9 protein-coding genes and 1 pseudogene are annotated in these 12,746 nt (G+C 31.4%); 4 read left to right on the top strand and 6 right to left on the bottom strand.

Features of this window, described 5'->3' with window-relative positions:
- The 4 genes from FYJ33_RS14090 to FYJ33_RS14075 all read right to left on the bottom strand — a co-directional run.
- Positions 1–485: transposase (locus FYJ33_RS14090; RefSeq protein WP_206046708.1), on the bottom strand; the 485-nt coding region annotated here is incomplete at its 3' end.
- A 94-nt stretch (positions 486–579) separates the two neighbouring features.
- Entirely contained in the window at positions 580–2,469 is a 1,890-nt protein-coding gene (locus FYJ33_RS14085) for an ABC transporter ATP-binding protein (protein ID WP_154532358.1), read from the bottom strand.
- Positions 2,462–4,195 (bottom strand): ABC transporter ATP-binding protein, encoded by a 1,734-nt coding sequence (locus FYJ33_RS14080; RefSeq protein ID WP_154532356.1) that lies wholly within the window; start codon positions 4,193–4,195, stop codon positions 2,462–2,464. Before FYJ33_RS14080 ends, FYJ33_RS14085 begins: the two co-directional genes overlap by 8 nt.
- Positions 4,188–4,703, bottom strand: coding sequence for a MarR family winged helix-turn-helix transcriptional regulator (locus FYJ33_RS14075; protein ID WP_154532354.1), 516 nt, complete (start codon positions 4,701–4,703; stop codon positions 4,188–4,190). Before FYJ33_RS14075 ends, FYJ33_RS14080 begins: the two co-directional genes overlap by 8 nt.
- Positions 4,704–4,874: 171 nt before the next feature.
- Between FYJ33_RS14075 and FYJ33_RS14070 the strand changes: the two genes are divergently transcribed.
- On the top strand, positions 4,875–5,144 hold the full coding sequence (locus tag FYJ33_RS14070) for a hypothetical protein (RefSeq protein ID WP_154532352.1): 270 nt from the start codon (positions 4,875–4,877) through the stop codon (positions 5,142–5,144).
- A 100-nt stretch (positions 5,145–5,244) separates the two neighbouring features.
- Here the strand turns inward: FYJ33_RS14070 and FYJ33_RS16085 are convergent, their stop codons facing one another.
- Entirely contained in the window at positions 5,245–5,829 is a 585-nt protein-coding gene (locus FYJ33_RS16085) for an HAD-IIB family hydrolase (RefSeq protein WP_328598714.1), read from the bottom strand.
- A gap of 179 nt (positions 5,830–6,008) precedes the next feature.
- Between FYJ33_RS16085 and FYJ33_RS14060 the strand changes: the two are divergent.
- Positions 6,009–6,311: pseudogene (locus tag FYJ33_RS14060) on the top strand (oleate hydratase); the annotation flags it as partial.
- Between the two features lie 60 nt (positions 6,312–6,371).
- On the opposite strand, the gene FYJ33_RS14055 reads toward FYJ33_RS14060, so the two are convergent.
- Positions 6,372–8,873, bottom strand: coding sequence for a YhgE/Pip domain-containing protein (locus FYJ33_RS14055; RefSeq protein ID WP_154532348.1), 2,502 nt, complete (start codon positions 8,871–8,873; stop codon positions 6,372–6,374).
- 280 nt (positions 8,874–9,153) lie between these two features.
- Between FYJ33_RS14055 and FYJ33_RS14050 the strand changes: the two genes are divergently transcribed.
- Positions 9,154–9,438, top strand: a complete 285-nt coding sequence (locus FYJ33_RS14050) for a hypothetical protein (RefSeq protein ID WP_154532346.1) — start codon at positions 9,154–9,156, stop codon at positions 9,436–9,438.
- Between the two features lie 81 nt (positions 9,439–9,519).
- A complete protein-coding gene (locus FYJ33_RS14045) occupies positions 9,520–12,690 on the top strand; it encodes a ligand-binding sensor domain-containing protein (RefSeq protein WP_235900865.1) in 3,171 nt (1,056 codons plus the stop codon).
- Positions 12,691–12,746: the final 56 nt, after the last annotated feature.

The following is a 12,746-nucleotide window of genomic DNA, read 5'->3' as shown; positions in this document are numbered from 1 at the left end:
AATTTTTTAATAGCTTTTCCCCATACAAAAGTGTATCGGTTAGCATTAGCTTCAATTTTTGTACCATCTACAAAAACATTTTCAAATTTTATCTCATTCAATTGAGCTAATTTATTTACTAATTGATCAAACAAATCTTCGATACAGTCTGATAATCTTGAACTTCTAAATCTAGCAATGGTATTATGATCCGGAGCCTTCTGCCCCTGCAGAAGCCAACGAAAGTTAATATCACGATTACATGATTTTTCTAGTCCTCTGCTTGAATATATTCCTTCCATATATCCATATACTAATATTCTAAATAAAGATTCAGGGGCAATTGCTGGATTTCTACCTTTAGTAGAGTAAGCTTTATATAATTTTGAATAATCTAATCCCTTCGTAATCTCATATAGCAATTTTACTGAATCGTCATCTGGAATAATAATTTCTAAATCAATTGGGAAACCTATCTGATGAATAGGTATAATATTATTATTCATGTTAATATTATGCGTAAAAAAGGTAGATTCAATTACGAATCTACCTTTTTGTTTCGGCTAGTATCAAAGACTTTTGATACAGCCCCTTTTTTTATTAGGAAAGTTCAAACATACCAGTGTATAACTGATAGTAACGTCCTTTTTGCTCTAATAGTTCATCATGATTTCCTCTTTCAATAATCTGTCCATTTTCAAGAACCATTATTGCATCTGAGTTTCTTATAGTTGAAAGTCTGTGTGCTATAACAAATACAGTTCTTCCTTCCATAAGTTTGTCCATACCTTTTTGTATAAGTGCTTCAGTTCTTGTATCAATAGAGCTTGTAGCCTCATCAAGTATTAGAACTGGTGGATCAGCAACAGCAGCTCTAGCTATAGCAAGAAGTTGTCTTTGTCCTTGGCTTAAGTTTGTACCATCAGAGGTAATCAGTGTATTGAAACCATGAGGAAGATGTTTAATAAATGTATCAGCATTAGCAAGTTTTGCAGCTTCAATGACCTCTTCATCAGTAGCATCAAGTCTTCCATATCTTATATTCTCCATTACTGTCCCAGTAAATAAATGTGTATCCTGAAGAACCATTCCAAGGGATCTTCTTAAATCATCTTTCTTAATCTTGTTAATGTTGATTCCATCATAGCGTATCTTTCCATCAGGAATATCATAGAAACGGTTAATTAAGTTAGTTATAGTTGTTTTACCTGCGCCTGTTGAGCCTACAAAGGCTATTTTTTGTCCAGGTTTTGCAAAAAGACTTATATCATTTAAAACAGTTTTCTTTTCGTTATAACCAAAAACTACATGGTTAAATGTTACATCGCCTTTAAGTTGAGTATAAGTAATAGTTCCATCGCTATGAGGATGTTTCCATGCCCATATATCTGTACGTTTTTCTGTTTCAAATATATTGCCGTTTTCATCAAAGTCAGCATTTACTAGAGTGACATAGCCTTCATCAGTTTCAGGTGTCTGATCGATTAAATCAAATATTCTTTCAGCACCGGCAAGGGCAACTATAAGGAAGTTGAATTGTTGAGACATTTGTGTTATTGGTTGAGAAAATGATCTTGTATACTGCAGGAATGAAGCAAGTGTACCTAAATCAAGTCCTGTAGTTACAGATAATATACCACCAACCATTGCCGTTATAGCGTAGTGTGCATATGAAAGGTTTCCCATGATAGGCATTATTATGTTGCCTATAGTATTTGCTGATTTTGCTGCTTCACATAAATCGTTATTAAGCTTGTCAAAGTCAGCTTTAGCCTGCTCTTCATGGCAGAAAACTTTAACTACTTTTTGTCCTTCAATCATTTCTTCAATGTGGCCATTAACTTTTCCGATTTCTTTCTGCTGAAGTCCAAAATAGTAACCGCCTTTCTTTCCCATGAACTTAAGTATAAGAATGATGATTACAAGCATTGCTACTACAAGTAGTGTAAGTGCTGGACTTAAGACAATCATCATTACAAATACCCCAATTACTGTTATTGCGGCTGAAATGAACTGTGCAAAGCACTGACTAAGCATATCACGTAGAGTATCAGTATCATTAGTGTATCTGCTCATTAATTCTCCATGAGTATGTGTATCAAAATATTTTACAGGAAGTTTCTGCATGTGGAAGAACATATCTTTTCTTATTCTATATAAAGTTCCTGTTGCAACCTTTACCATAAGTTTATTATAAACATATGTTGAAATTACACCAATAAGGTATACAGAGCCCATAATTAACAGTGCCTTGATAAAACCTGAAAGATCAGGATTTTTCTGTCCTATAAAAGGAATTATATAATCATTTATTAAGGGTTTTAAAAAGTAGGTACCAGCAACATTAGCTAATGACCCTATAAGTAGAAGTATTAATATTAGTATAAGATAAAACTTATAAACACCCATATAGCTTACTATACGTTTGAAAGTCTTAAAAGGATTCTTTACCTTCTGAGGTGTTCCCTTCATTTTGTTAGGTCTAGGCATTATCATCAGCTCCTTTCTGTTGAGAATTATAAATTTCCTTATAAACATCGTTGTTCTTTAACAGTTCATCATGAGTTCCAATGGCACTTATCTTACCATCATCCATAATTATGATTTTATCTGCATCGCATACAGATGTTATTCTCTGTGCAATAATTATAGTTGTAGTTTCTGATAAATTTTTCTTTAATGCAGCACGTATGTTACTGTCAGTAGTTGTATCCACAGCACTTGTGCTATCATCTAAGATTATTATCTTAGGCTTCTTTAAAAGTGCTCTGGCAATACATAGTCTTTGTTTCTGACCACCTGATACATTAACACCGCCTTGTCCTAGGTCTGTATCATATTTATCAGGGAATGATTCAACAAAGTCATATGCACATGCACATTTGCAGGCTTCTTCTAATTCTTCATTAGTGGCATTTTCGTTACCCCATCTCAAGTTTTCAGCAATAGTACCTGAGAAAAGTACATTTTTCTGAAGCACCATAGCAACAGCATTACGTAAAGATTCTATATCGTAATCTCTAACATCTCTGCCACCGACTAATACTTTTCCATCTGTTACATCATATAGTCTTGGAATAAGTTGTACTAGTGATGACTTAGATGATCCTGTTCCACCAATAATTCCGATTGTTTCACCAGATTTTATAGTAAGATTTATATCATCAAGAGCATTATTGTCTGAGTCATTGTTGTATCTGAAATTTACATGGTCAAAAACAATGGAACCGTCAGCTATTGTAGTTATTGGATTTTTAGGATTTTTAATATCGCTTTCTTCATCAAGAACTTCGATAATACGTGTTACAGATGCTCTTGAAAGAACAATATTAACAAACACCATTGATATCATCATAAGTGACATTAATATCTGAGTAACATAACTTATAAAGCTCATAAGCTCACCAGTCGTCATGCTGCCATTAATAATCATGTTGCCGCCAAACCATGAAATTGCAATCATGCATCCATATACAGCAAACATCATTACTGGCATGTTAAAGATGATAACACCTTCGGCTTTTCTCTGTGTATCTCTTACGCCTTTTGCAGCTTCATGGAACTTGTCAAATTCATGATCTCCACGTACAAATGCTTTTACTGCTCTTATGGCAATAAGATTCTCCTGAATTATAGCATTCATTTTATCATATTTTTTTAGCATTATCTGAAATGGCTTAAATGCAGTTGTTGCAATGATATATAATGCTATTCCTAAGAATGGAATTGCTACAATAAAGATAAGAGAAAGTTTTGCATTGATATTTAATGCCATTATTAGTGCGCAGATTAGCATAATTGGTGCTCTAACAAGTATACGTATAGTCATCATAAATGCATTCTGAGTATTAGTAACGTCTGTTGTCAGTCTTGTTACAAGAGACGCAGTACTGAACTTGTCCACATTTGAAAAAGAAAAATCCTGTATCTTATCAAATAGTGCACCTCTTATATTTTTAGAAAGTCCAGTTGCAGCTACAGAGGCAAATCTTCCGGCTAAAGCACCAAATAAAAGTGAAATGAAAGCCATAAGTATCATAAGCAGTCCAGTTTTTGTAATATAGGGAATATCTTTATTGGCAATACCTACATCAATGATTTTTGACATGATAAATGGAATAAAGATTTCTAGGATTACTTCACCAATTACTGCTATTGGCGTTAAAATTGTATAGATTTTATATTTGTCTAAATAAGACATAAGCTTTTTAATCATTATCCTTCTCCTCTCTATGAGTACTTTTCATGATTTTTATAAGTTCGCCAATGGAAAGTATGCTCATATCATTATTAAAGTTTTTATCTGATAGATTTTTTATCATACGTTCAAGAAATAAGTTTAATTGCGATAATTCATCTTCTGTAAATCCCTGAAGCATTTGTGAATCAACTGTATCAAATATTTCTTTGCATTTGTCTGTTATTTCACGTCCCTTATCTGTAATGTATATTTTTTTGCATCTTAAATTATCAGAATCAATCTTCTTTGTAAGAAAACCTGCTTTTTCTAGTCTCTTAGTAGAGAGGGCAATTGATGCTGGTGTGACAAGCAGATAATCTGCAATTTCAACCTGGAAACATCCATCATGTTTTTTTACATAGTTAAGAAGTGGAATCTGACCATGATATACAGGGAGGTCGTTAAATTGTTTTTGAATTAAAATTCTCTTTATAAGATGAATTTTTTCAATAAAATGCGCAACATCGAGATTAAGGTTTTTCATATATTTGCCTCCTAAAATGAAAAGTTAAGCGTAAAATAATTAAGCGCTTAACAATTTAAATTATATCATAATGTAAAATTAATACAAGCAGAATGTTCACATAACTTCTATATGCACATAAAGATTTCAAATACATAGTATATAAAGAGTATAATTTGGAGAGGTATGTAAATGGAGGATAGTGAAGTTTTAGCGCAGCCTAACAACATATATGACGGTGCTGGTAATGAATTGCAGTATTTTTATGAGCAGTCTCAAGCCCTTTTTTTGTTTCTTCTTGTATTATACTGGCTTCAGACTCAATGGACGAACAATTATTTATTTACAATGAATTCTCAGATGATAAATATTATGGGAGGTATGCTTGGACAATTTGTTGATAAATGTACTGAAAGTGGAACGAAGGGTGCAAATTCAAATAACTGCTGTTGTTGTCGGTGATAATAAATTTGAAACATAAATATTAGAAAACGAAAAAACAAGAAGAATATTTTAGAAAGCATATACATCTCATAGTAAAGATAATATGCTTTCTAGATAGTTATATTAAGTTAAAATGCTTAAGTGCATTATAAATTCCATTATCATCTATGTTTGTTGTTATATATGACACATGCTCAAACAAGCTTTGCGTACTATTTCCCATGGCAATGCTGTTGCTGCAGAATTGAAGCATTGAAAGGTCATTTGTACTGTCTCCGATGGCATATGTGTTTTTATGATCGATATTTAAATAATTAATCAAATATTCTATGCCGGATGCTTTTGAAAAGCCGACAGGAACTATTTCGTAAAAGTTATTTCCACGATTTATAAAATTAAATCTGTCTTTATATTTGTTATAGAACCCTTCAAAGTTACTGTTCTCATTAACAAATACCACAAATTTATCAAAGTCAATATTATCTTCGTGATATGTAGAACCTGTAAAAAATCCTTCATATTTATGTTGATTGATTATTCTTAAAATGTGTTCGTTCGTTATGTGTTCTATCTTGTCAAAATAAATATTATATCTGCCTTCTAAAAGTGCATCAAGTTTATAGTATTCTATATCATCAGCTATCTCTCTGCTAAGAACTTGTCCTATTGATTTATATAATAAAACTTCGTTTTTAAATTCTATCTATTAAAAAGTACCTTAAAGATAATGGTGTAGATTTTATTAATGAGACTACAGTAACAGATCTTAAGTTTAAATATTTATGAAGGAATTACTGTAGAAGAAATTATCATAAGGGATAAAGAGGAAGAAAAAATATTACAGGAAGTAGAGCACTTATGACATTTAAAGATTCAAACTGGTTAATGGATACTGTTGTCAATGTAATACCATGTATGATGCCATATGTTGATGCACAGTTCCAGCCAAGAAAGATGTCTGACAGACCTAAAGTAGTTCCAGAAGGATCAACTAACTTTGCAATGGCAAGCCAGTTTGTTGAAATACCAGAGGATATGGTCTTTACAGAAGAATATTCAGTTCGTGCGGCAAGAATAGCGGTTTACACATTAATGAATGTTAAAGATAAAAAAATATGTCCAGTAAGCCAGTATAAGAAAAATCCGAATATCATAAGAAAAGCATTAAAGAAATCATTTAGTTAATAACAGTCGTAAAATTAAAACAAGGTATATCTGTTTTGTAGATATACCTTGTTTTACATATTATTCATTTACTGCTTTTTTGTAAGTTTTGGCTTGATAATCATCACTATAGTTGCCATCTAAAGCATCTTCAATACTTTCATTAACTGCTATACCTTGTTTGCTGAATGTGAATGCAAGTATTAAAGATATTAGTGCAAACAATCCTAATATCAATAAGTCTTTTATAACTAATGACATATTGATATTTGATGCAAATAAAACTTCTCTTGATATTTCAACAACATAAGTAAATGGTAAGAATGTACTTATGTTCTGGAAGAATGAAGGTAATAATTCCATTGGGAATGTACCTGCATCAGAACAAAGCTGTAATACAAGAATTACTATTGATAGTCCTTCACCAATTAGGCCAAACAGACTAACAAGAGCATAAAGTATTGCATCGAATGAAAGTGCTGTTATTATTAAGGATATAAATAGCAACGCTGGATGCTTAGGTGTAATGTTAAGAGCGTATACAACACCACCAAGACATAAAGCCTGAACAATACCAAGTATTGCGTAATTTAAGTACTTTCCAATAACAAAATCAAATCTATTAAGGTCAGTAAAGTTTTCATTCTTAATTTTAATGATAAGCATCATTAAAACTGCACCAAGCCATAATGATATTGGTAGGAAATATGGAGCAAGTCCACTTCCGTAATTACTTACTTCATCAATGTTTGTAGTTTTAACATCTACTGGACTTCCTACAAACTTACCAAGATCTTTACTTGGTGTTTTAAGCTTTGTGCTTATTTTTTCAATACCATCATTAAGACCTGTCTTAAGCTCATTCTGTCCATCATTTAATGTAGTAAGACCTTCACCTAAAGTAACTGAACCATTTTCAAGCTGTTTAGTTCCAGATGCTAAAGCAGGAATCTTAGAACCTAGCTGATTAATACCATTGCTTAAAGCAGCTGAACCATCATATAGTTTCTGTGATGCTTCTGAAAGAGTAGGTATCTTTGAATTTAAAGTACCTAAGCCGCCAGATATCTTAGCTGAACCATCAGCTAAAGCATTAAGTCCGCCATGAAGCTGACCAACACCATCAGTATACTGCTTAATTCCACTTTGAAGAGGTGCTATTGCTTTTGCTTTGTATGAAGTTAAACCTGCATTGAACTGAGAAACAGCAGAGTTTTCATCGTTAAGATCAAGCTGATTTGAAAGCTGCTTTGTTCCAGCAGCTAGCTGTGCTGTACCAGCAGATAATGATTTTGATCCTTCATTAAGCTTTGCTGTACCATTTTTAAGTTCAGCTGTACCATCTGTAAGCTTTTTGATATTTTTTTGAGTATCAGGGTTATCAGCTGCACTTGAAAGTGCTTTCATTGTTTTAACATATGCAGCCATGTTTGGATCTGCCATAGCTTGAGGATTACTTTGTATGTAAGCTTCAAGATATTTACTAGCATTCTGAAGAGCCTGTTGGCTTTCTGCTGTTTGACTAACTAGTGCTTTTACACCTGTATCAATTAGAGATGCTCCATTTGCAAGTTGCTGAGTTTGATCTGGAAGACTCTTAACGCTGTCATTAAGTTGTTGAGCACCAGCAGATAATTGGTCTGCACCATTTTTAATTCCTGGTACCAATTTATTTGTATAGCCTGCAACAAGCTGTTTATCATATGCTTCTGCAGCACTGTTTATTCCATTTACTAAGTCACCAGATTTGCTGTTTAATGCATTAGAACCATTTAGTGCACTGTTAACACCATTGTTAAGTGTTGATGCACCAGATGCAAGTTGATTGATTGGAGAAGCAAGAGCTGGAACTGTGCCATTAAGCTTGCCAAGTCCTGTATTTAAAGCAGATGCACCATTTGAAAGTGCGCTGACTCCATCTTGAAGTTTTGGAACCTGTGAATTAATTTCTTTTAAACCTGATGTAAGTTTGTTATTTCCATCACTTAGCTTACCAGTACCATCAATAAGCTTGTCTGTTCCAGTAGCAGCATCTTTTAAGCCGTCTTTAGATTCATATATTGAACTAAAGGCTGTTTCAGCATATTCCTCTGAAATACTTTGCTTTAACTGACTTATAATTGTAGTTTTTATATTTTCTGATATTTTAGTAGCTATGTAATTCTTTTTGTTGTTAGATACAAAATTTATTGTAGGAGCTACTGCTGAACCGTCCTTTGCTTCTACAATTTTCTTTGAGAAATCATTTGGGATTTCTATTGAAGCAAAGTACTTATCATATTTAAGGCCATGTTCTGCCGTATTTTTATCTACAAAGTCAAAGCCTATTTCTGTTTTTTTCTTTAATTTATCTATGGTCTCATTGCCATAGTTTACTTTTTTACCATCTAAAGTGGCGCCAGTATCATTATTTATAATTGCTACATGGTAATTTTTTAAATCACCATATGGATCCCAGTATGCTTTAAGATAACTGAAAGTATATAATAATGGAATTATTATAACAGCTAGAGTCGCAACTATTTTTATTTTGTTTTTCCATAAAGTTTTTAATTCTTTTTTGCACACGTTAAAAAGCTTCATAAATGATATACCTCCTTATATTATTTTGTACTGACTAGTCAGTATTTAACAAGTATACAATATTAAAATGTTTCAATCAAATGAATAAATTTACATTTATACATATATTATTGTTAAAGTGAGGCAGTGTTTTATCAATTGTTTAAAAAAATGCAAATGTTATTGTTTACAGTTGAAAGAAGAATTAGTATGTAAGCAATTAAAAGCTATTTTGATAAATTTTATATTTATTATGTTTTTTTAAAATGTGTTTAATAGAATATATTAAGGGGTGGTTGTTTTGTCTGAGATATTAGATAATATGGGAAAGATTGTTAAGAAGAGCGGAAAGGATGCCGTTAAAAAAACTAAGGATATGACTGAAATAATTAAAATCAAAAAACAAATAATAGAAGAAGAGAGAAATGTGAAAAAATGCTGCGAAGAACTTGGCAGGACATATTATAAGATTTATGGAGGGAAACCAGCAGATGAATTACAAAAGTTATGTTCAAACATATTTTTAGCAGAAGGTAATATAAAACACTTAAAAAAAGAAATGATGAGCATTAAAAGCAAAAAATAAACAAGAAAAAAGACATAAAATGTAGAAAAATAAGGGAAAAAATATTATAATAACAATATCAATAACTAGGAGAACTGATTTATGAAATATTACAAAGCTATTTTATTGTTATTGCTATTATTTGGTATAAACATGGTAAACATAAAGGATGTACAGGCATATGAAAATATTATGTTTAGCAGCCTTACAATTGAAAATGGACTTCCACAGTCTACTGTTGAAACTATGATTCAGGATAGCAAAGGATTTATATGGATTGGAACAAATGATGGCCTTGCAAGATACAATGGCTACGAATTTAAAATATATAGAAATGAATATGGTAAAAAGGAAAGCCTTGTAGGAAATTATATTGTGAAAATTGTAGAAGATAGATACGGTTATATATGGGTAGGAACAAGTAGTGGTGTAAGCAGAATCAATACCAGTGATAATAAGATTTTAAATTATACAGAAGATAATGGCTTAGAGGATAAGAATGTTACTGGACTTGTTTTAACAAGCGATGGAGATGTAGTAGTTGCTACATACAAAGGTGGATTGCATAAATATGACTATCAAAAAGATAAATTTAATAAAATAAAACTTAAAAATCATAAAAATATATCGTCAATAGCAAAGGATAGTAATGGCAATATATGGGTTGCTGGTGACAATGAAATAGATAAAATAGATATAAAGAACAATAAAGTAATTAATGTTTATAAAAATAATAACGGAACAGAAAACTCTATCTATAAAATTTTTGTTGATGATGATGATGTATGGATTGGAACAACTAAAAAAGGTGCATTCAAGTATGATGCTAGGACTGAGAGGGTAACTAATTACCACCATGATGAAAATGATAACGGCTCGATAATTGGAGATTATGTAAGAGACATTTATAAAGATAGCAGTGGTGCTATGTGGTTCTGTACGGCAAGTGGCCTTTCAAAATATGATTCAGAAAGAAACATGTTTATTAACTATACAAACAAGATTTATGATAAACATTCTATTATAAACAATAGTACATTTACTATATTAGAAGATAAAAGCGGCTTTATGTGGGTTGGAACTTACGGTGGAATAAGTTATTTCGATGGTAAAAACAAAATAGAACATTATAAGGCCGGGTTTAATTCGCAAAACGAACTTAGTGATAATATGATAAGCAGTGTGTATGAAGACAGCAATGGATTGATATGGGTTGGTACTATGTCAAAAGGATTAAACATTATAGATAGAAGGTATGATACAATAAGTAATTCTGTTAATGGTAAGATGAAGTATAAGTTAAGCAGTAACAGCATAACAGATATTGCTGGATATAAAGATGAAGTTTATATAGGAACTTCTAACGGTCTTAATATAATTAACACTAACACAGGAAATACAACTATGTATTATGTGAAGGATGGATTAAATAATAGCAAGGTTAGAAATCTGTTTGTTGATAATAATGGATATTTATGGATAGGAACAAGCAATGGATTTAATTTAATGAACCTTAAGACAAAAGAAATCTACGATTTAACTCAAAATCTTAAGACAGTTAAAGTAAAAGATAATTTCAGCGGAGCTATTTTCGAGGATTCGGAAGGTGTCTTCTGGCTTGGAAGTTTTGTAAACGGAGGTCTTATTAAGCTTGATAATAAGACAAAAAAAACTGAAGTGTTTACGGCAGCAGAAGGTGATAAAGGTTTATCAAATAATTCAATCAGGGTTATTGCAGAAGATAAGTTAGGACATATATGGATCGGTACAAGTAATGGTTTAAATATGTATGATAAAAATAACCATAAGTTTACTAAATATACGACTTCAGATGGACTTTGTAATAATACGATTTATGGTATTGTAGTTGATGATGATGATAACATATGGGTTAGTACTAATTCAGGAGTATCAAAACTTTCGAAGGATAGAAAGCGTTTCTCGAATTTTAATATAAATGATGGGCTTCAGAGCAATGAATTTAATGGGGAAGCTTATCTTAAGACAAAGAATGGAGAGATTGTTTTTGGTGGTATTAATGGGTTAAATATCTTTAAACCAGAAAGTTTATCAGTAGATAATTTTAATTCAAAAATAATCTTTGATGAAATCAAGGTAAATGGTGTTGTTGTAAATGACATTACCAGCAAAGAATTGGCAAGTTCAGAAAATAATATAAGTGTTAAGATTTTTATGCCTGAGTATAGGAATATGAGGAATATACAGTATTACTATAAAATAGGAGGTAACTATGATAAGTGGCTTTTAATCAATAATAATGAACTTAATTTGAGTAATTTATCACCTGGATTATATAAACTGCATATAAAGGCTAGAAATAAGAACGGAGATTTCAGTGATGAAAGTGTAGTGAAATTTTCAATTTCTAAGCCTTTCTATATGAAGGGAGTAGCAAAGTTATTTTATATATTTATAATTATTATATTTATAATATCTAGTAAAAATAAAGTTAAAAAACTAGATAGGGAAGTTGCAAAAAGAACAAATGAACTAAAGAAGGAGATGGATAAGAATACTAAGCTGTTGAATAAGGTTATCAATTTAGAAAAAACAAAAAATAATTATCTTATTAATTTGTCGCATGAATTACGTACTCCTCTTAATGTACTTAATTCTACCCAGCAGCTTATCACTGAACTTAATAAGGGTAAAGAGCATATTTCAAAAGAACGTTTGAGCTATTATATGAGTATTTCAGAGAAAAACATTGAAAGACTCCTTCATCTTATTAATAATCTAATAGATACTGAAAAAATCGAAAATGGTAATTATAATATTGATATTGCTGATCATGATATTGTTTATATTGTAGAAGAAGCAGCACTGACGTTGAAGGATTATATTGAAAATAAGGGGATTTTGCTAGTTATCGATCCTTATGTTGAGGAGTGTATCATTGAATGTGATAGTGTGGAAATAGAACGATGCATAGTTAATCTTGTCAACAATGCTATGAAGTATACAGCTAAAGGAGGCAGGATACTCGTAGAGGTACAGGAGTTTGATAATGATGTTAAGATAGTTGTAGAGGATACTGGCATAGGAATTGAAGAAAAGTACTTAGACACTATATTCTGTAGGTTCCATCAAGTTGTTGATTCAAATAGAGAGATTAAAGGTGGTAGTGGACTTGGACTTACAATTACTAAGAACATAATTGAACTTCATCATGGAAAAATATATGTTGAAAGTAAAGTGAATATAGGTACAAAATTCACAATAATATTGCCTAAAAAACAAAATAATAAATAGTTTTTATAAAAAGAACTTATTTTTATGAAGAAACTGCTTTATAAAAATTTTAGAAT

The organism is Inconstantimicrobium porci, from assembly GCF_009696465.1.
GTDB classification, from domain to species: domain Bacteria; phylum Bacillota; class Clostridia; order Clostridiales; family Clostridiaceae; genus Inconstantimicrobium; species Inconstantimicrobium porci.
This window is presented reverse-complemented; position numbering and strand designations above follow the sequence as displayed.